Raw genomic sequence first — 19,161 nt, 5'->3', positions numbered from 1 at the left:
GCGGCGCGCCGCCTCACCCGTCGAGCGGTCCCCCGGACACCACGCGGGCCAGGACGTCGGCCCCGGTGCGGGCCAGCCCCGCGGGCAGCGGCGTCGCGGCGAGCGCGTCGACCTCCGGCCACACGCGGGAGGCGAGGCGCAGGTCGAGCACCTGCCCGGTACCACGCCCTCCGACGGGGATCGTGCGCAGCGGTCGGTGGAAGACGCGCCGCGCCTCGGCGACGAGGTGCCCCACCGTGACCGGGGCCCCGGACGCCAGCACCTTGGCGACGACGGTGCCCGGGGCCTCGCGCCGCACGAGCTCGAGGGAGCGCACGACCATGCGGCCGGCGTCGGGGGCGTAGAGGTAGTCACGGATCGTGTCCATCGACACGAAGACCGGGAGCGGACGCCCGGTGGCGTGGGCCAGGCACAGCTGCGAGAGCAGTCCCTGCGGCTTGCCGAGGGTCTGGCCGGGGCCGTAGACGTTGGCGAGCCGGCCGAGGACGGCGCGCAGCCCGGTGCCGGCGACGAGGTCGCGCACCTCGTGCTCCATCGCGAGCTTGGCCCGGCCGTAGGCGACGAGCGGGTGCGGGTCGGTCGCCTCGTCGAAGGGGGGCACGCTCGACCCCGCGTAGAGGCCGCCCGCGGACGAGGCGAGGAAGAGCGCCCCGTCGTCCGCGGGGCTCACCGTGGCACCCAGGGCTGCCAGCGCGGCCCGGACGACGCGCACCTCGGCCTCGAGGGCGTCCTCCCCCGTGGCCACGACACCGGCCCCCGCGCACCAGGCCAGTGACCAGGCCCGCCCCGTCCGCTGGTCCGCGAAGCGCTCGACCCCGCGGGTCAGGGCCTCGACGCTGGCGTCCTCGTCGTCCCACGGCACGCTCGTCGTGACGACCTCGTGCCCGGCGGCGCGGCACGCCGCGGCGACGTGCCGCCCGACGAGACCTCCGGCGCCGACGACCCAGGTGAGGGTCCCGGCGGCGGGGTCGGTCACGCGCGGTCCCGGCCCAGCGGCCCCTCGCGCGGGTCGCGGACGGGCAGGTAGAGCGGCTTGCCCATCGCCATGTTGACGGCCATGCCCACGTACTCGGCGATGACGCCGAGGCTGAAGAGCAGGATCCCCGTGGCGACCATGAGCAGGATCATCGTCGAGGTCCACCCGGGGACGTCCCAGCTGCCGAGCGCCCGGCCCACGATGAGCGCCACGGCGACCACCGGGGCGAGGACGACCGCCAGGGCGCCCAGCGCGCTGACCCACCGCAGCGGGCGGGTGCCGCTGGAGAGGACGAGCCGCCAGAAGTGCGACACGAGGCTGCGCAGGCTGTAGCCCGAGGGGCGGTCGCCCTCGTCGCGCATCTCGACCGGGCAGGTGACGACGCGGCGGGCGACCCAGGCGATGGCGACGTCGAGGTAGATCCCGGGGCCGGAGTAGGCGGCCACGGACCGGGCGACCTCGCCGAGGACGAGCCGGTAGCTGTTGAAGTCGGCGGCCTGGGCGCCCTTCGCGAGCCGGTGCACGAGCGACTTCGCGCCGCGGGAGGCGAGGTTGCGGACGGCGCCGTGGGGCGGCTCGTTGCTGGGGCGGGCGTAGACGACGTCGGCCTGCTGGTCCATCGCCGTGTCGAGGAGCGCGCCGAGCGCCGCGGGGTCGTGCTGGCCGTCCTCGTCGAGCGTGGCGACCCACTCGCCACCCGAGGCCGCGATCCCCGCCAGGGTCGCGGCGTGCTGGCCGAAGTTGCGGCTGAGCCAGACCGGGCGCACCCACGCGTGCTCGGACGCGAGGGCGCGGATGACGTCGTCGGACCGGTCGGGCCCGCAGTCGTGGACGAGGAGCACCTCGGTGACGCGGTACGCCCTTCCGCCGGGCGACGTGCGCACCGACGTGCTCGGGCTCAGCTCCTCGACGACACCGCGCAGGGTGCGCTCGCCCCCGTAGACCGGGATGACGACGGAGACCTCGTGCGGTCGGGTGCCGGGGGTCTCGCTCTCCACGGCGCTCACCCTAGCCGCCGGACGCGCCGCGCCCCCGCACCTCGGGCGAGGTGCGGGGGCGCGGCCGGCTCGTGACCGGAGGGGTCAGTCGCGGGTGAGCTTGCGGTAGGTGACGCGGTGCGGGCGCGCGGCGTCGGCGCCGAGCCGCTCGACCTTGTTCGCCTCGTACGCCTCGAAGTTGCCCTCGAACCAGTACCACTTGGCCGGGTTCTCGTCGTCGCCCTCCCAGGCGAGGATGTGCGTGGCCACGCGGTCGAGGAACCACCGGTCGTGGCTGATGACCACGGCGCAGCCGGGGAACTCGAGCAGGGCGTTCTCGAGCGAGCCGAGGGTCTCGACGTCGAGGTCGTTGGTCGGCTCGTCGAGGAGGAGCAGGTTGCCGCCCTCCTTGAGGGTGAGCGCGAGGTTGAGGCGGTTGCGCTCGCCACCGGACAGGACGCCGGCCTTCTTCTGCTGGTCCGGGCCCTTGAAGCCGAACTGGCTGACGTAGGCCCGCGAGGGGATCTCGACCTGGCCGACGTTGATGTAGTCGTGGCCGCCCGAGACGGTCTCCCACAGGTTCTTGTTCGGGTCGAGGCCGCCGCGGCTCTGGTCGACGTAGGAGACCTTGACCGTCTCGCCGACGTCGACGAGGCCGGCGTCGACCTCCTCGAGCCCGACGATCGTCTTGAACAGCGTGGTCTTGCCGACACCGTTGGGGCCGATGACGCCGACGATGCCGTTGCGCGGCAGGGTGAAGGACAGGTCCTCGATGAGGATGCGGTCGCCGAAGCCCTTGCGCAGGTTCTTGACCTCGATGACCTTGCTGCCCAGGCGCGGGCCCGGCGGGATCTGGATCTCGTCGAAGTCGAGCTTGCGGGTGCGGTCGGCCTCGGCCGCCATCTCCTCGTAGCGGGCCAGGCGTGCCTTGGACTTGGTCTGCTTGGCCTTGGCGTTGCTGCGCACCCACTCGAGCTCCTCGGCGAGGCGCTTGGAGAGCTTCTGGTCCTTCTTGCCCTGCACGTGCAGGCGGGCCTGCTTCTTCTCCAGGTACGTGGAGTAGTTGCCCTCGTAGGGGTAGGCGCGGCCGCGGTCGAGCTCGAGGATCCACTCGGCGACGTTGTCCATGAAGTACCGGTCGTGCGTCACGGCGACGACGGCGCCGTGGTACGCGGCCAGGTGCTGCTCGAGCCAGAGGACCGACTCGGCGTCGAGGTGGTTGGTGGGCTCGTCGAGGAGCAGCAGGTCGGGCTTCTGGAGCAGCAGCTTGCACAGGGCCACGCGGCGGCGCTCACCGCCGGAGAGGACCGTGACGTCGGCGTCCGGCGGCGGGCAGCGCAGGGCGTCCATGGCCTGCTCGAGCTGGGAGTCGAGGTCCCACGCGTCGGCGGCGTCGATGGCCTCCTGGAGCTGGCCCATCTCGGCCATGAGCGCGTCGAAATCGGCGTCGGGCTCGGCCATCAGCGCGGAGATCTCGTTGTAGCGGTCGAGCTTGGCCTTGATCTCGCCCGCGCCCTCCTCGACGTTGCCGAGGACGGTCTTCTCCTCGTTCAGCTCCGGCTCCTGCATGAGGATGCCCACCGAGAACCCCGGGGTGAGGCGCGCCTCCCCGTTCGAGGGCTGGTCGAGCCCCGCCATGATCTTCAGCACCGACGACTTGCCCGCGCCGTTCGGGCCGACGACGCCGATCTTGGCGCCGGGGAGGAAGGACAGGGTGACGTCGTCGAGGATGACCTTGTCGCCGTGCGCCTTGCGGGCACGCGACATGACGTAGATGAACTCGGGCATGGGAGCAAGGCTATCGACCGGACGGGCTCCGGCCCGAATCCGCTCCCCCGCCGCCACCCCGGTGTCAGGCGGCCGCCTCGTCGCCGGGGCGCACGAGCGGGCCCGAGTCCGGTGCCGCGACCTCACCGAGCCCACGACCGGGCGGCTCCTCCACGACGTACGGCTCGGCGTCGGGCGCCTCGAGCTCGGGCGGGACCGCGCCGTCGTCGACCGCGGGACCACGGCGGTACCCGTCGCCCTCCTGGCCCCGGCCCACCCGGGAGAACGCGGTGGTGCCGTACGTGAGGTCGTGGCCCACGGCATCGGCGATGACCTCGACCCCCCACCAGGTCGAGCCGTCGTCCTTCTGCCAGGACCGCACGTGCTGGCGGCCGTGGACGCTGACCGGGTGCCCCTTGCGCAGGCTGACGCCGGCGTTGGCCGCGAGCGCCTTGTAGGTGACGACGTCGTAGAAGGTGGTGTCGGCGTCCTCCCAGGCGCCCTGCTGTCCCTGGACCGGCCGGCGCACCGACGACGCGATGCGGAAGACGGTCATCGGCCCGCCGGCGCGGGTCGTGCGGACCGCGGGGTCGGCCACGAGCCGGCCCCGGATCGTCACGTAGGTCTCGTTCATGCTGCGTCCCTCCCTCGGCCCCGCTCGTCGGGGCCACGGGTCCACCATCACCGGCCGGCAGGCCGGGGGCAACGGTCGACCCGGGACCTGTGGACGACGACCTCGGCGAGAGCGCCCTGTGGACGACGGCCCGTCGTCGGCGGCTCGGCGCGGCGCGGCCCCGGAGGCGTCAGACGCCGGCGGCGCGGGCCAGCGCCCCGCGCGTCGCGCCGTGCCGCTCGAGCACCCGCTCGACCGGCTGCACGATGTGCTCCTGCGCCACGACCTCGATGGCGGCGCGCAGGCGTGCGTCCATGACCCGGCCCCGGCGGCGCGCCCCGATCGCGGCCAGCCACCGCGAGATCGCGGCCAGCAGCACCCCGGCGAGCAGCCCGCCGACGAGCAGCACGGCCGGCACCGGGAGCACGCCCCACGTCGGGGGCTCACCCACGATCGAGTCGAGCTGCAGCCACCCGAGCACGACGTACAGCGCGAGCCAGAGGAACCCGGCGACCGCCGCGCCGGCCAGCAGCAGCTGGCCGAGCCCGACCACGCGCCACCACACGGGCGACCGCGAGAACAGCGAGGTGCCGACGACCGCCTGGTCGAGGGCGTCGGTGAGGCTGGCGCCCGGCGTCGCGGCGCGCTCCACGGCCTCGGCCCACGGGGTGGGCAGGCCCTCCCCGGCGCGGTCGCCGAGGCGGCGGGTCGCGATGTCGACCGCGGCGCGGGCCGCGGGCGACGGCGGCGGGAGCGAGGAGCGCCCCAGCACCGAGCGCACGTCGGCCGCCGACACCCGGATGTCGCGGCCGTCGAGCCGCAGCCGGCGCAGCGGACGGGCCTTGAAGCGCTGCACCCAGCGGGTGAACGGCCAGCCCGTGGCCGCGACGGCCTCCATCCGGTGGTCGCGACGGACGGCCTCGACCACCGTGGGCACCCCGGCGCTGCGGGCGAGGGCGTCGAGCAGCTCGTCGCGGGTGGCGGCGTCGACACCCCCCTCGGTCGGCGACACGTGCTCGGACAGGGACCCGGCGGCCGAGCGCACGTCGCCGGCCAGCCGCGAGCGCGCGGCCGTGCGGGCCGCGACGGCGTTGGCGAGCCGCTGCCTCAGCTCGTCGACGCCCTGGCCGGTGGCCACCGACGTCGCCATCACGGTGACCCCGGGGACGCCGTCGCGCTCCATCAGCCGCACGAGGTCGGCACGGCACTGCTGCACCTGCGGCGGGGTGAGCCGGTCGGACTGGTTGAGCACGACCATCGTCACCGCCTCGTGGGTGGACAGGGCGGCGACGTGGTCGTCGTGGAGCCTGGCGTCGGCGTACTTCTGGGGGTCGGTGACCCAGACGAAGAGGTCGACGAGCTCGAGGACGCGGTCGGCCTCCTCGCGGTGGGTCACCTCCCGCGAGTCGAAGTCGGGGAGGTCGAGCAGGACGAGGCCGTCGAGGGAACCAACCTGCGCGCCTTCCGCCGGCTCGCTGCCGACGAGGTGGCGGGTGCCGACCCCGAGCCAGTCGAGGAGCTCGCCGGCGGGCTCGCCGCCCCAGACCGCGGCGGTCGGGGTGGAGGTGGTGGGCCGGCGGACCCCGACCTTGGCGACGTCGCTGCCGACGAGGGCGTTGAAGAGGGAGGACTTGCCGCTGCCGGTCGCCCCCGCGAGGGCGACGACGGTGTGCCCACCGACGAGGGCGGTGCGCTCGGCGACCTTCGCCACGACGGCGTCGGCGCGCTGGCGCTCGGGCGCGGGCAGCTGCTCGCCGCCGGCGGAGACGGCGGCGGAGAGGGCGTCGGCGGCGGCCGCGAGCTGCTCGGGCGACACGACGGCGCCACGGGCCGTGCCCATGCGCAGCGGGCTCACCGCACCACCGCCCGGACCCGGGCCGCCGCGGTGGACAGCCGGACCGCTTGGTCGGCGGGGGCGACGCTGTCGGCGAGGGCCGCCGCGTAGCGCGACTCCTCGACCTCGTACAGCTCGTCGGCCAGCTCGAGGAGGCGGGCGCGGGCCTTGGACGCCATGTCACGGACCGCCTGGTCGCCGAAGATCGCCTCGAGGACGCGCTGCGCCAGCAGGGCGGTCCCGCCCGCGATGCCGATCTCGGCCCCGACGAGCCCGCCCGTGCTGCTGAACGCGACGAGCATGAGGAACAGCCCGATCGCGTTGACCCCGTAGGCGGCGATGCGGGCGTTGGTGCGCCGACCCGCCCCCTCGGCGCGGACCAGCTCGAGGACGTCGCCCTGCCAGTCGCGCACGAGGCGCTCGATGTCGGTGCCGAGGTCGGCCGACGGCTTGGCCAGCGCCGGGTGGTCGCGCAGCACCGCCGGCCCGCCGGGCAGGCGGCGCCAGGCCCGCACGGTCTCGGCCGTCGCGGCCTCGGTGTTGGAGACGAGCAGGGCGGCCACCCCGGTGTGCAGCGCCTCGCCGAGCGAGCCGGAGGGCGGCGGCACGCCCTTGACCACGGCGGTGAGGCGGTCGCGCCAGCGCGAGATGGTGGACTCCACCTGGCGGAAGAACTCGCCCGTGCCGACGAACTCCTGCCAGCGGGCCAGGACCTCGCCGCGCAGGAGGGTGCCGTCGGTCATCCCGTCGGCGACGCGGCGCCGGGCGTCGGCGAAGGCGTCGTCGGTCGCGCGGCGCAGCGCGGCCGCCGCGTCCTGCTGGTCGCGGCTGGCGACGACGAGCTCGGCGGTGCGCCCCGACAGCGACTCGACGGCACCGCGCAGCGTCTGCCCCACGACGATGGAGCGGGCGCGGGCGTCGCCCGCCAGCGCCTGCAGCCAGGCGCTGAGCCGGGCGACGGCGTCGTCGGGGAGGCGGCCGTCGGCGGTGAGGGTCGTCTCGGGGACGGTGAAGATCGGGGCGGTGGGCAGGCCCTGCTCGCGCAGCATCGCCGCGAGGTGCGGCCGGATCTCGTCGACGGCCTCGGGCGGGATGCGGTCGAGGACGATGGCCACGGCGGTGCCGCGGTCGGCGGCGGTGCGCAGCAGGTCCCACGGCACGGCGTCGGCGTAGCGCGCGGCGGTGGTGACGAAGAGCCACAGGTCGGCGGCCGCGAGGAGCTGGGTGGCGATCGCCCGGTTGGCCGAGACGACCGAGTCGATGTCCGGGGCGTCGAGCAGCGCCATCCCGGCCGGCAGGGCGGTGGACGACACGAGCCGCACCGTGCCGTGCTGCTCGTCGTCGACGGTCCCGCCGGTGACCCGGGCGAGGTCGGGGAGGATGCGCGCGTCCTCGAACCAGTGCCGGTCGTCGGGGTGGTGGACGAGGACGGGCGAGGTGGTGGTGGGCCGCAGCACGCCGGACCGGCTGACCCGCTCGCCGACGACGGAGTTCACGAGGGTCGACTTGCCCGCCCCCGTGGAGCCGCCGACGACGGCGAGGAGCGGGGCGTCGAGGGAGCGCAGGCGCGGCACGACGTAGTCGTCGAGCTGCTGCAGGAGCGCCCGGCGCGAGGCCTCGGCACGGGCCCGTGTCGGCACGTCGAGAGGGAGGCTGGCCCGGTCGACGGCCTCCCGCAGGGTCTCGACGGCGGAGACCAGAGCCTCCACGTCCCCGACCACTGTCACCCCCCAAGCCTAACGACCTGAGCACGACCCGCTCGCCATTGGCCGGGGCGCGGCGGGCACCTCCGCGATGATGTCGGCATGCGTCTGTTCGTCGCGGTGCTGCTCCCGGAGGCCGTGGTCGAGGACCTCGACGACTTCCTCGACGTCCGGCGCGACAGCGGTGCGGCACTGCGCTGGTCGCCCCCGGCGCAGTGGCACGTGACGCTCGCCTTCATGGCCGACGCCCCCGAGCGGGTCGTCGAGGACCTCGTCGAGGGCGTGGCGGTGGTGGCTGCGCGGACCGCACCGATCCCGTTGTCCCTCACCGGTGGTGGCTGCTTCCCCGACGTCTCGCGCGCGCGGGTCCTCTACGCCGGGGTCGAGGGCGGCGACGCCCTCATCCCGCTCGCCCAGGGCATCCGCTCGGCCTGTGCCGTCGCCGGTGGCGCGCCGGAGGGCGGCCCGTTCCGGCCGCACGTGACCCTCGCCCGTCTCCCCCGCCCGGCCGACGCCACCCGGTGGGTGCGCGTCCTCGACACCCACCGGAGCCCGTCGTGGACGGTGGAGGACGTCGCCGTGGTCGCCTCGCACGTGCCCAGGGAGCGCGGCCACCGGCCGCGCCACGAGGTGCTCGCCCGCCTCCCCCTCGGCGGCTGAGCCCGGCTCAGTCCTTCCAGGCCCACATCGTCCCGTGGCCCCAGTGGTTGGGGGTCACGTGGCCCACGGTGAAGCCGGCCCCCTCGAGGAGCCGGCGCGCGGCCTCACCGGCGGGCAGCGACGGTGCCCCCACGCGGTGGTACTCGATGACGAGGACGAGCGGACCGCAGTCGGCCAGCCGTGGGTCGGCGAGGATCGGCCACTCGCCGCCCTCGATGTCCATCTTCACCAGGTCCGCGGCGGCGAAGGCGGGCAGGACGTCGACGGTGTCGACGGTGGTGCCGGGCCGGTCGGCCTCGTCGGCGGTCGTCAGGCGCGAGCCGCTGCCCAGGCCCTCGAGGAAGGTCATGGTGCCCGCGGTGGTGGAGGCCGCGGCCTCCACGACGGTCACGGGTCGGCCGCTCTCGTGGACCCAGGTCCGCAGCACCTGCGTGTTCGCCGGGTCGGGCTCGTAGCAGGTGATCTCGGCGGCGGGCCAGCGCCGGCTCGCCCAGGCCGCGAACATCCCGACGTTGGCCCCGACGTCGAGGACGCCACGCACCCTGTCGGCGTGCAGCCGCGCGGCGAGCGGCGCGGGAGGCTCGTACTCGCCCCGGACGAACAGCTCGAAGAGGGCCTCGACGTCGCGGCCGTGCTGCAGCGAGACCGGCAGGCCACCCTCGCGCAGACGGTAGGTGCGGATCGACCCGCGGCGGGTCACCTCGCCGAGGAGCAGGGCCAGCGGGGTCGTCGTCACGCGGGCGGCGACGAGGAAGCGCAGCGCCAGCACGGCGGCCACCCGTCGGCGCACCGGCGGGTGGAGCAGGACCGCGCGGACCCCCGGAAGCGACGCGAAGCGCCTGAGCCAGTTCATCTGCTCATCCTGTCGGAGAGAGCGACGCTTTCGCCCCGTATCGGGTGCCCCCGTCGGCGCTCTCACTCCGTTCGAGCGCCTGGTGCTTCTGCCCGGGGCACGGCGCAGCCGCAATCGACTCCGTCGCGTGGGGTGCCCCCGTCGGCGCTCTCACTCCGTTCGAGCGCCTGGTGCTTCTGCCGGGGTCACAGCTCGACCGCTGCGACTCCGTCGCTGCGGTCCGTCCTGTGCCCCCGGCAGGACTCGAACCTGCGACCTCGAGATTAGAAGGCTCTTGCTCTATCCGGCTGAGCTACGGGGGCGTGCGGCACCCGTCGCCGGACGCCGCACGCCAGTCTAGGTGCGGCCCGGACCGCGGTGTCAGCGCGCCGCGAGCTGCCGCGTGCGGCGCAGGGCGAGCTCGGCCAGCGCGGCCGCGACGTCCGGGACCACCGAGTCGTCGAATGCCGCCCGGGGCGAGTGGTTGTCCTCGACGATGGTGAGGTCCTCGTGCACCGCCGCCCCGATGTTGAGGTAGCAGCCGGGCACTTCGTCGAGGACGAACGACATGTCCTCGGAGCCGGCCTCCGGGTTGACCATGTCGGCCCAGCGGTCCTCGCCGAACAGGTCGGTGACCGTCGCCTTCGCGAAGTCGAACTCGGCCTCGTCGTTGACGGTGACCGGGTAGCCGTTGCCGATGGTGACCTCTGCGGTCATGCCGTGCGCCGCCGCGACGTGCTCCGCCACCCGGGTCACGACCTCGTGGGCCTTGGCGCGGTGCTCCCTGGAGAAGGTCCGCAGGGTCGCCTCGACGTGGGCGTCGTCCGGGATGATGTTGTCCTTGGTCCCCGCGGCGATCCTGCCGACGGTGAGGACCACCGGGTCCCAGACCGTGAACTGCCGCGTCACCGCGGTGTGGAAGGCCAGCACGATCTCGCACGCCACGGGCACCGGGTCGCGGGTCTTCTCGGGCGCCGAGCCGTGGCCGCCCAGCCCGCGCACGACGACGTGCACCTCGTCGGCCGCGGCCATGAGCGGGCCCGGGCGCCCGAACCAGGTCCCCCGCGGGTAGTCGGCCGAGTACACGTGCACGGCGTAGGCGGCATCCACCCGCCGGCCCGCGGCCTCGAGCAGCCCCTCGCGGATCATCGGCTCGGCCCCGCCGGGGCCCTCCTCCGCGGGCTGGAACATCAGGACGACGTCGCCGACCAGCTCGTCGCGCAGCTCGTCGAGGATGCGGGCGGCGCCGACCAGACCGGCGACGTGCAGGTCGTGCCCGCAGGCGTGCATCGTGCCGGGGCGCTGCGAGGCGTAGTCGACGTCGACCTCCTCGGTGACCGGCAGGCCGTCCATGTCGCCGCGCAGCAGCACCACCGGACGCTCGCCCTCGTGCGGGGCCCGTCCGCGCAGCACGGCGACGACCGAGCTGAGGGACTCCCCCGTGGTCACCTCGAGGTCGATGCCGTCGAGCGCGTCGAGCACCATCTGCTGGGTCTCGGGCAGGTGCAGGCCGAGCTCGGGGATGCGGTGCAGGGCCCGTCGCAGGTCGACGAGCTCGGCTCCGAGCCGCTGGGAGATGGCGAGGGCGTCGGTCACGGGGGTCCTTCCGGGTCGGTCAGGGGCGCGGGACGGCGAGGCCGTCCGGGCAGAGCAGGTCAGGTGACGGGCAGGCCGATGAACTCGGCCCGGCGGGCCGTGAGGGTGCGCAGCAGGACGCGCTCCTGCTCCACGGCCTGCGCGTCGGCGGCCGAGTGGTGCATCCGCCGGCGCAGCAGCGCGAGCTCGCTCGCGGCGTCCTGGAAGGCGCGCATCGAGGCCAGCCCGGTGCGCCCGGAGTTGGCGCGCGCCCACTGGCGCGCCTCGCGGCGCCGCGTCATCGAGGCGAGCATCGCGACCTCCCCGGGAGAGAGCCAGCCGGCGTCGGAGTAGGGCCGCAGGAACTGTCCGATGAGGTGGCCCTCGTGCCGTCGGGCCCAGGCGACGAACGCGACGAAGGCGAGGAAGACGGGCACCTCGACGAGGAGGTAGACCACGACGACCCCCTGCCCACCCGTGACGGCGGCGAGGTTCCACAGCGCGTGGGCGAGCACCGCGAGGACGTACCCCACGACCGGCGCGAGGATCCGCGGCAGCCAGGTCCGGCTCGTGGCCGCGACGCCGATGCCGACGCCGGTGAGGAGCGTGAACATCGGGTGCGCGAACGGCGAGAGCAGGCACCGGGTGACGAAGGTCGCCCCGAGGCCGTCGCCGCCACCGTCGGAGTAGGCCGTGGCGAGGTACTGGATGTTCTCGGTGAAGGCGAAGCCGGCCGCGGTGACGCCCGCGTAGACCATGCCGTCGGTGATGCCGTCGAACTCGCGCCGCCGGAACCACCAGACGAGGAGGATGAACAGCCCCTTGGTGGCCTCCTCGACCACGGGCGCGACGACGACGGCGGTCGCGGCGAGGGCGGAGTCGGGGTCGGACGTCGCCTGGAGCACCGCGATGGCACTGGTGTTGGTGACCGCCGCGACGAGCGCCGCGACGAGCGAGCCCCACAGGAACGCCCCCACGAGGTAGCGGTTCGGCTCGGCCTCGAACCGGTCGAGCCAGAGGAACGCGGGGATGACGAGACCGAGCGGGATGATCGCGACGACGAGCGCGAGCAGTGCCGTGCGCACCCCGAACGCCGCGCCGAAGTACGTGGCGACGACGAGCGCGGCGAGGAGGAACCCGATCCCGATGAGCCCGGTGACCACCCAGCGGCGGATGACGGATCGTGCCGTGCCGCTCGAGCCGACCGACGGGCCGGCGGGCTGCGTCGCGAGGTCCCCACTCATGGCGCACGACCCTAGTGGAGCCGTGGTGCTTCGCGGAGGCCCCGACGGTCCGCCCGCCTAGCATGGCCCCCATGACGACCGCTGGGACCGACCGCGCCACCACCGACCGCATCGTCTGGATCGACTGCGAGATGACCGGGCTGTCGCTCGAGACCGACGCGCTCGTCGAGGTCGCCGCCCTCGTCACCGACTACGAGCTGACGGTCCTCGGCGAGGGGGTCGACGTCGTCATCCGGCCGCCGGACGCCGCGCTCGCCCAGATGGGCGACTTCGTGCGCGAGATGCACACCTCCTCCGGTCTGCTCGACCAGCTCGCCGCAGGCACCACCCTCGAGGCGGCGCAGCAGCTCGTCCTCGACTACGTGCGTGCCTTCGTCCCCGAGCAGGGCAAGGCACCGCTCGGCGGCAACACCGTCGCCACCGACCGCGCGTTCCTCCTGCGCGACATGCCCGAGCTGGAGTCGCACCTGCACTACCGGATCATCGACGTGTCCTCCATCAAGGAGCTCTCCCGGCGCTGGTTCCCGCGGGCCTACTTCGCCGCACCGACCAAGACCGGCGGACACCGGGCGCTCGCCGACATCCGCGAGTCCATCGCCGAGCTGCGCTACTACCGCGAGGCGGTCTTCGTCGCCCCGCCCGGCCCCAACACCGAGGACGCCCGCGCCCTCGCGGCCCGCCACGTCGTCGACCACGCCACCGCCCACGCGCCCGACCCGGGCCCGGGGGGCGTGGTCGGGACCACCCCCGCGTAACGGGTACGATGGTCCGCGCTACGGGCGCACCGCCATCGGAGGATGACGATCGCGCCCGTCGTGGTGGGTATAGCTCAGCTGGTAGAGCATCGCGTTGTGGTCGCGAGGGTCGCGGGTTCAAGTCCCGTTACTCACCCCAGTCACCGAGCCCCGGTCCGCTGTCACGCGGACCGGGGCTCGGTGCGTGTCCGGGCTCGGTCGCGGCCGACCTCCCGCGCGGTCCGTGACGGGTGGTTTGGGAGGATGGGGGCATGCTGTCCCGCCGTGCGTCCGCCATCGTCATCGTCCTGCTCGTCACGGTCGCGCTCCTGGCGGGGGCCCTCCCGGTGTTCGCCGCCCCGTCGTCGGCCCTGCCGATGCACGCCCGACTGCTGTCCTCGAGCCCGGTCGACGGGTCGAGGGTCGACACCGCCTCCGAGGTCGTCCTGGCCTTCAACGAGGACGTCGACCCCACCTTCGTCAAGGTCACCGTCAAGGGCCCCGGGGGCTCGGAGACGCAGGGCGAGCCCACGGTCGACGGACGCCAGGTCTCGCAGGTGCTCGCCGAGGACCTCCCCGCGGGCGAGCACCTGGTGACCTACCGCGTCGTGAGCGCCGACGGGCACCCCATCTCGGGCACGGTCACCTTCACGAGCACCGTGGCGCCGACCTCGACGGCCAGCGCGACGCCCACGCCGAGCGCGACCCCCAGCGCCACGCCCGCCACGACACCCACCGCCGAGACCACCCCGACGTCCTCCGAGGGCGGCACGGGAGCGTGGGTCTGGGTCCTGCTCGGGGTCGTCGTCCTCGTCGGCCTGCTCGCCCTCTCCACCCAGTGGCGGCTGCTCGGCGGCCCCCGCACCGACGAGGAGGCGAACACCGCGGCCGACGCCGAGGAGGACGACCGAACGGTCGACGCCCGCACGACGGGTCGCGACGACCCCTTCGCCTGAGCGGATTTCGCTCCCGCGGTCTGGTCCTGCTAACGTTTTCCACCGCGCGCCATTAGCTCAATTGGCAGAGCAGCTGACTCTTAATCAGCGGGTTCGGGGTTCGAGTCCCTGATGGCGCACCACCCACGAAGGGCCCCTCCCGAGGGGCCCTTCGTGCTGTCCGGACCTTCCCTCCGCACCGCTCCGGGGCGGGTAGCGTGCCGCGTGTGCAGCCCGGACAGTTCGCCGCGACCGTCGTGGTCCCGACCCACCGCGGCTCCCACCGGCTCCCGGCCCTCCTCACCGCTCTGGCGGAGCAGGACACCGTCGACCCGTGGGAAGTCGTCGCCGTCGTCGACGGACGTGATCCCGACACCGAGGCCGTGCTCGCGCGAGGCGCCCCGGGTCTCGTGCTGACCGTGGTGACACGCAACCGCGCGGGCGGTGCCGCCGTCGCCCTCAACGCGGGCGTGGCGGTGGCACGAGGGCGCGTCATCATCCGCTGCGACGACGACCTCACCCCCGCGCCGGACATGGTGCGTCGCCACCTCGCGCACCATCGCGACACCGACGACGTCGGGGTCGTCGGCCTCACGCGCGACGTGCTGCCCGACTCCCCCTACGCCCGCGCCTACGGGCGGTCCGCCACCGCCCGGGCCCTGGCCGCGTCCTACGCCCGCCCCGAGGGCGAGCGGTGGGTGTCCTGGGCCGCCCACAACTCGGTCCTGCGCGACCGGCTGGAAGCCGTCGGCGGATTCGACGAGTCCTTCTCCTACCGGGAGGACTCCGACCTCGGGTTGCGCCTCCAGGAGTCCGGCATCCGCATCGTCATCGATCCGGACCTCGAGATCGAGCACCGGGGGGCCGCCCACGACGCGGAGACGAGGGCGGCTCGGGCCTGGGTGAGCGGTGCCTCTGAGGTGCTCTTCCGCTCGCGCCATCCTTCCGCCTCGCTCGTGGTCGCCCCCCCGGCGCCTCGCACGACCCGCGCGAGGCTGTGGTCGTTCGCCAGCACGGTCCTCTCCCTCGGCCTGCGTGACCGGCGCCGCGCCGGAGCCGCCGGACGGATGGTCGACCGCGCGCTCCCGAGGGCGCCGGCCGGGGTCGGAGGGCGCCTCGTCGCCCTCGTCACCGAGGCGTCGGCCGTCGCAGGCCGTCGGCACGGCGGTGCCGCGCAGGACACCTTCCGCGCGCAGAAGGGCGACGAGCTCGATCGGGAGCGCGCCCGGCGGTAGGGGTCAGCGCCGGTGGAGGCGTCGGTAGAGCGCCAGCCCACCGACGACGGCGACCACGGCGACGACCGCAGCGAGGCGCTCGACGCGCAGGTCTCCCTCGGGGGTGGTGGCGACGTCGGCGAAGCGCGCCTTGGCGGCCTCGGTCCGCCGGTGCAGGATCGTCTTCGGGCTCACCCGGTGGGCGAGCTCGTCGATGGTGTGGCCGAGGCGCTCGCGGCGCGCGGCGATCTCGGCCTCGAGGGCCGGGACCGTGGCCGGAAGGGCGGGGCGGGTGGCCATGCGTCAGCCCTCCAGTCCGAGGTCGCGGCGCAGCTTGGCGACGTGGCCGGTGGCCTTGACGTTGTAGAACGCGTGCGACACCGTGCCGTCCTCGTCGACGACGACGGTGCTGCGGATGACGCCCACGACGGTCTTGCCGTAGAGCTGCTTCTCCCCGTAGGCACCCCACCGTTCGAGGACGGCCTTGTCGGCGTCGGCGAGGAGGGTGATGGTGAGGCCGTCGCGCTCGCGGAAGGTCGCGAGCTTGGCCGGGGTGTCCGGGGAGATGCCGAGCACCGTGTAGCCGTCGCGGCGCAGCGACTCGAGGGACTCGCTGAAGTCACAGGCCTGCTTGGTGCAGCCGGGGGTCATCGCGGCCGGGTAGAAGTACACGATGACCTTGGTGCCGCGCAGGTCGCTGAGCGTCACCTGCGAGCCCGTGTCGTCGGGCAGCGTGAAGTCGGGCGCGCTGTCGCCGGGGTTGAGACGGTCACCCACGAAGGGCCTCCTGGAAGTCGGCGGTCACTGGGGGCCAACCTACCCCGGCCCCCGGAGCGGCGGAGCGGGCGGCGTACCGCTCCCCTGCATGGTCGCGAGGTCCGCCTCGAGCACGGGGGCCTCGAGGTGCAGCACCTCCACCAGCTCGGCGAAGCGCCAGCGCCAGTCGACCTGCGCCAGGGCCCGCCGGTGGATCGAGCCGGGCGTCGCAGGCGTCCACGCCGCCGCCGCCTCCTCGACCCGTGCCAGGCCCTCACGACGATCGACCCCGCCGAGGTCCACGGTGGCGCCGGTCCACAGGAGGCGCTCGGTGGCCGCGCAGCGTGGCGCGACCCCCGCCACGCGGGCCCCGCACGCCACGGCGTCGACCCACCTCCCGGTGAGGTACTCACGGCTGTGGTGGGTGTAGCCGGCGGGGCTCAACCGGTTCGTGAACGACAGCGTCATCTTGGCCCGGGCCATCGCACCCATCACGGCGGCCTGGTTGCCGTCGACGTCCGGGACGAAGGGGGGACGGCCCGAGTACACGAGCCCGCGGGTGCCAAGGAGCCGCGCGACGTCGTCGTCGTCGCTCCAGGTCTCCGGCTGTCGTCCCACCCGCTGCAGGTCGACCGGCCGGACGACCTGGCCCGACCCACGGCCGAGGACGTCCGAGCCCCAGGGGAGCCACGAGGTGGTGATGCCGGTCGCGTCGGCCCAGTCGCGCACCATCTCGGCGTCGGTGACGAAGAGGTGGTCGAAGTGGCGTCGCCGACGAGCGACGGCGGGGAGTCTGTCGAGGAGGAAGGAGTCGATCACCCACCCCGCGGTGAGCCCGCTCCCAGGAAGCCAGTGAGCCACATCGAGCAGCGCGTACAGGTGGACCGGCTGCGGGGCGACGACGATGGTCGTCAGGGGGCCTCGACGTCGGGGCGCACGCGCCACGACGGGGTAGGCGCGCGACGAGAGCCGCCGGTGCGGCACGCTGACGAGCTCGGCGCCCAGGGCGCGGGCCAGCAGTCGCGCCATGACGGTCACCGGGTCCCACCCGGTCCCGGCGTCGAACTCGCCGACGACCACCCTGATGCCCATCAGCTCCTCCTCCGGTGCGCGAGGCGGGACTCGAACCCGCACACCCGAAGGCACCAGGACCTAAACCTGGCGCGTCTGCCAGTTCCGCCACTCGCGCGCGCGCCCAGCCTAGGACCCCGGGGTCCTGCCGCGGCGCGCGACATGGCGCATCCGGGACACCATCCGTTCCGGCACGGACGGGGGGCGGATCCACCCCGGCCACTTCGCCTCCAGGTCGCGCATCGCCTCGACGAAGGTGGCGTCATCGCCGGCGGATCCCTTGTCCAGGTGCCGGTAGGGGATCGACCGCGTCACCACCCTCAGGCCGGCACTGCGCACCTGGAGCGAGAAGTCGACGTCGTAGCCGTGGAAGGCGGGGAAGGTGACCTCGTCGAAGTCGACGTGGACGGCGCGCGGGGTGATGAACATCAGGCAGCCGTCGACGGCGTCGACGTCGTCGGCGACCCGTCCGAGGTCGAAGGTCCCGCGGGTGTCGTTGCGGTGCCCCGCGAGGTGGCGTCCGGACCACCACTTGCCCCAGGCGAGGCCTCTACCGCCGGCCACGCCGACGAGCCCGACTCCGGGCTCGGTTGCCGCAGCGAGGAGCGCGTCACGCACGTCGCGTCCCGGCAGCTCGACGTCGTCGTGGACGAGCAGCACGCCCTGACACCCCTCGACCTCACGAGCGCGCCGGAGCACCGCGTTGTACGCACCGCAGATGCCGCTGGCTCCCTCCACGAGGACCACGACGTCGTCCGGCTGGACGAGCGAGGCGAGGGACGGGCCCGTGATCCGGTCGTACCGCCCCCCGGGGCCCACGCAGCAGCCGACGACGATCATGGGCCGCCCTCACCACCCGGGTGCGTGGACACGGACCGCCCTCAGCCCAAGAGCTCGCGAAGCACCGGCTCGAGGGCGCGGAAGGCGTTGCCCCGGTGGGAGATCGCGTTCTTCTCCTCGTCGGTGTACTCGGCGAGCGTGCGGGTGTCGCCGGCCGGGACGAACGCCGGGTCGTAGCCGAAGCCGTTGGTGCCCCGGGGCTCGCGGACCAAGATGCCCGCGACGCGGCCCTCGACGCCCTCGACCCGACCGTCGGGCATCGCGATGACGGCCGCGCAGACGAACGCCGCGGCGCGGTGCTCGTCCGGGACGTCGGCGACCTGCTCGAGCAGGAGCGCGAGGTTGGCGCGGTCCTTGGCGGCGCGGGCCGCTCCCTCCCCGGCGGACGACCCGGACCAGCGGGCCGAGAACACGCCCGGTGACCCGCCGAGCACGTCGACCGCGAGGCCGGAGTCGTCGGCCACCGAGGGCAGGCCGGTGGCCTCGGCGAGCGCGACGGCCTTGAGCCGCGCGTTGCCGAGGAAGGTCACCTCGGTCTCGGGGACGTCGGGTGCCCCGTCGACGTCGTCGGCGCCCAGGACCTCGAGGCCGAGGTCGTCGACGAGGCCGGCGAGGATCTGGCGCAGCTCGTGGACCTTGTGCTCGTTGCGCGTCGCGAGGACGAGCCGGCGGGTCATCGGGTGCGCTCGCGCGGTGCCGCCTCGAGCGCCGCCTGCTGGAGCAGGGTCAGCTCGGCGCACCCGACGGTGGCGAGGTCGAGCAGCCCACCGAGCAGGTCGCGGTCGAAGGGCGCACCCTCGGCGGTGCCCTGCACCTCGACGAAGCGGCCGTCGCCGGTCATGACGACGTTCATGTCGGTCTGCGCGGTGGAGTCCTCGGGGTAGTCGAGGTCGAGGACGGGGCGGCCGTCGATGAGGCCGACGCTCACGGCCGCGATCGAGCCGGTGAGGGGCTGGGCCGAGGCCTTGATCAGTCCGCGGGCGCGGGCGTCCTCGACGGCGTCGGCGAGGGCCACCCAGGCGCCGGTGATGGCCGCGGTGCGGGTGCCGCCGTCGGCCTGGAGGACGTCGCAGTCCAGGACGATCGTGTTCTCGCCCAGAGCCTTGGTGTCGATGACGGCGCGCAGGCTGCGGCCGACGAGCCGGCTGATCTCGTGGGTGCGGCCACCGACCTTGCCGCGGCGGGACTCGCGGTCCGAGCGCGTGTTGGTCGAGCGCGGGAGCATCTCGTACTCGGCGGTGACCCAGCCGCTGCCCTTGCCCTTGAGCCAGCGCGGGACGCCCTCGGTGAAGGAGGCGGCGCAGAGCACGCGGGTGCGGCCGAACTCGACGAGGACGCTGCCCTCCGCGTGGTCGAGCCAGTTGCGCGTGATGCGCACCTCGCGGAGCTGGTCGGGGGTACGGCCGTCGTGGCGGGGTGCGTCGGTCACG

Annotated in this window: 19 protein-coding genes and 4 tRNA genes; 6 read left to right on the top strand and 17 right to left on the bottom strand. The window is 74.3% G+C overall.

Going from position 1 to position 19,161, the window contains the following annotated elements; genetic code table 11:
* Positions 1-13: 13 nt before the first annotated feature.
* The 6 genes from ACFLFB_RS07210 to ACFLFB_RS07185 all read right to left on the bottom strand — a co-directional run bounded on the left by ACFLFB_RS07210 (position 14) and on the right by ACFLFB_RS07185 (position 7,894).
* Entirely contained in the window at positions 14-976 is a 963-nt protein-coding gene (locus tag ACFLFB_RS07210) for an NAD-dependent epimerase/dehydratase family protein (RefSeq protein WP_392545029.1), read from the bottom strand.
* Positions 973-1,974: a glycosyltransferase gene (locus ACFLFB_RS07205; protein WP_392545028.1), complete on the bottom strand. Its 1,002-nt coding sequence runs from the start codon at positions 1,972-1,974 to the stop codon at positions 973-975. Before ACFLFB_RS07205 ends, ACFLFB_RS07210 begins: the two co-directional genes overlap by 4 nt.
* An 84-nt stretch (positions 1,975-2,058) precedes the next feature.
* The gene (ettA, locus tag ACFLFB_RS07200) at positions 2,059-3,741 is read right to left on the bottom strand and encodes an energy-dependent translational throttle protein EttA (protein ID WP_392545027.1); all 1,683 of its coding nucleotides are present in this window, start codon (positions 3,739-3,741) and stop codon (positions 2,059-2,061) included.
* A 64-nt stretch (positions 3,742-3,805) separates the two neighbouring features.
* Positions 3,806-4,354, bottom strand: coding sequence for a single-stranded DNA-binding protein (locus ACFLFB_RS07195; RefSeq protein WP_392545026.1), 549 nt, complete (start codon positions 4,352-4,354; stop codon positions 3,806-3,808).
* Between the two features lie 169 nt (positions 4,355-4,523).
* Entirely contained in the window at positions 4,524-6,188 is a 1,665-nt protein-coding gene (locus tag ACFLFB_RS07190; protein WP_392545025.1) for a GTPase, read from the bottom strand.
* Positions 6,185-7,894, bottom strand: coding sequence for a dynamin family protein (locus tag ACFLFB_RS07185; RefSeq protein ID WP_392545024.1), 1,710 nt, complete (start codon positions 7,892-7,894; stop codon positions 6,185-6,187). The genes ACFLFB_RS07190 and ACFLFB_RS07185 overlap by 4 nt, the downstream gene beginning before the upstream one ends.
* A gap of 78 nt (positions 7,895-7,972) precedes the next feature.
* Between ACFLFB_RS07185 and thpR the strand changes: the two genes are divergently transcribed.
* Complete coding sequence (gene thpR, locus ACFLFB_RS07180) at positions 7,973-8,530, top strand: RNA 2',3'-cyclic phosphodiesterase (protein ID WP_392545023.1); 558 nt, start codon at positions 7,973-7,975, stop codon at positions 8,528-8,530.
* Positions 8,531-8,537: 7 nt separating this feature from the next.
* On the opposite strand, the gene ACFLFB_RS07175 is transcribed toward thpR, so the two are convergent.
* From ACFLFB_RS07175 to ACFLFB_RS07160, 4 genes are all read right to left on the bottom strand, one after another.
* Positions 8,538-9,383: an FkbM family methyltransferase gene (locus ACFLFB_RS07175; RefSeq protein WP_392545022.1), complete on the bottom strand. Its 846-nt coding sequence runs from the start codon at positions 9,381-9,383 to the stop codon at positions 8,538-8,540.
* A gap of 228 nt (positions 9,384-9,611) precedes the next feature.
* Positions 9,612-9,685 (bottom strand) — tRNA-Arg (locus tag ACFLFB_RS07170).
* Between the two features lie 58 nt (positions 9,686-9,743).
* The gene (locus ACFLFB_RS07165) at positions 9,744-10,958 is read right to left on the bottom strand and encodes a M20 family metallopeptidase (RefSeq protein ID WP_392545021.1); all 1,215 of its coding nucleotides are present in this window, start codon (positions 10,956-10,958) and stop codon (positions 9,744-9,746) included.
* A 59-nt stretch (positions 10,959-11,017) separates the two neighbouring features.
* Positions 11,018-12,181: a PrsW family intramembrane metalloprotease gene (locus ACFLFB_RS07160; protein WP_392545020.1), complete on the bottom strand. Its 1,164-nt coding sequence runs from the start codon at positions 12,179-12,181 to the stop codon at positions 11,018-11,020.
* Positions 12,182-12,243: 62 nt separating this feature from the next.
* On the opposite strand from ACFLFB_RS07160, the gene orn reads away from it, so the two are divergent.
* From orn to ACFLFB_RS07135, 5 genes are all read left to right on the top strand, one after another.
* A complete protein-coding gene (orn, locus tag ACFLFB_RS07155; protein WP_392545019.1) occupies positions 12,244-12,936 on the top strand; it encodes an oligoribonuclease in 693 nt (230 codons plus the stop codon).
* A 63-nt stretch (positions 12,937-12,999) separates the two neighbouring features.
* A tRNA-His gene (locus ACFLFB_RS07150) sits at positions 13,000-13,075 on the top strand.
* A 112-nt stretch (positions 13,076-13,187) separates the two neighbouring features.
* A complete protein-coding gene (locus tag ACFLFB_RS07145) occupies positions 13,188-13,871 on the top strand; it encodes a copper resistance protein CopC (RefSeq protein WP_392545018.1) in 684 nt (227 codons plus the stop codon).
* 46 nt (positions 13,872-13,917) lie between these two features.
* Positions 13,918-13,993: transfer RNA gene (locus ACFLFB_RS07140), tRNA-Lys, on the top strand.
* An 84-nt stretch (positions 13,994-14,077) separates the two neighbouring features.
* Positions 14,078-15,085 carry a glycosyltransferase gene (locus tag ACFLFB_RS07135; RefSeq protein ID WP_392545017.1) on the top strand — a complete coding sequence of 336 codons (1,008 nt, stop codon included), beginning with the start codon at positions 14,078-14,080 and terminating at the stop codon, positions 15,083-15,085.
* 3 nt (positions 15,086-15,088) lie between these two features.
* Here the strand turns inward: ACFLFB_RS07135 and ACFLFB_RS07130 are convergent, their stop codons facing one another.
* The 7 genes from ACFLFB_RS07130 to rph form a co-directional block, all read right to left on the bottom strand.
* On the bottom strand, positions 15,089-15,364 hold the full coding sequence (locus ACFLFB_RS07130; protein ID WP_392545016.1) for a DUF3618 domain-containing protein: 276 nt from the start codon (positions 15,362-15,364) through the stop codon (positions 15,089-15,091).
* A gap of 3 nt (positions 15,365-15,367) precedes the next feature.
* Complete coding sequence (bcp, locus tag ACFLFB_RS07125) at positions 15,368-15,841, bottom strand: thioredoxin-dependent thiol peroxidase (RefSeq protein ID WP_392545015.1); 474 nt, start codon at positions 15,839-15,841, stop codon at positions 15,368-15,370.
* A gap of 39 nt (positions 15,842-15,880) precedes the next feature.
* Positions 15,881-16,912 carry a glycosyltransferase family 1 protein gene (locus ACFLFB_RS07120; protein WP_392545014.1) on the bottom strand — a complete coding sequence of 344 codons (1,032 nt, stop codon included), beginning with the start codon at positions 16,910-16,912 and terminating at the stop codon, positions 15,881-15,883.
* Positions 16,913-16,927: 15 nt separating this feature from the next.
* Positions 16,928-17,009, bottom strand: a tRNA-Leu gene (locus ACFLFB_RS07115).
* 11 nt (positions 17,010-17,020) lie between these two features.
* Complete coding sequence (locus tag ACFLFB_RS07110; RefSeq protein WP_392545013.1) at positions 17,021-17,731, bottom strand: glycosyltransferase; 711 nt, start codon at positions 17,729-17,731, stop codon at positions 17,021-17,023.
* A gap of 41 nt (positions 17,732-17,772) precedes the next feature.
* Complete coding sequence (rdgB, locus tag ACFLFB_RS07105) at positions 17,773-18,408, bottom strand: RdgB/HAM1 family non-canonical purine NTP pyrophosphatase (RefSeq protein WP_392545012.1); 636 nt, start codon at positions 18,406-18,408, stop codon at positions 17,773-17,775.
* Complete coding sequence (gene rph, locus ACFLFB_RS07100) at positions 18,405-19,160, bottom strand: ribonuclease PH (RefSeq protein ID WP_392545011.1); 756 nt, start codon at positions 19,158-19,160, stop codon at positions 18,405-18,407. Before rph ends, rdgB begins: the two co-directional genes overlap by 4 nt.
* Position 19,161 lies beyond the last annotated feature (1 nt).

Origin of the sequence: Oryzobacter telluris, from assembly GCF_043099285.1 — a bacterium.
Taxonomy (GTDB): domain Bacteria; phylum Actinomycetota; class Actinomycetes; order Actinomycetales; family Dermatophilaceae; genus Oryzobacter; species Oryzobacter telluris.
Note: the sequence above shows the minus strand (reverse complement) of the source record. Positions and strands in the feature narration are given on the sequence as shown.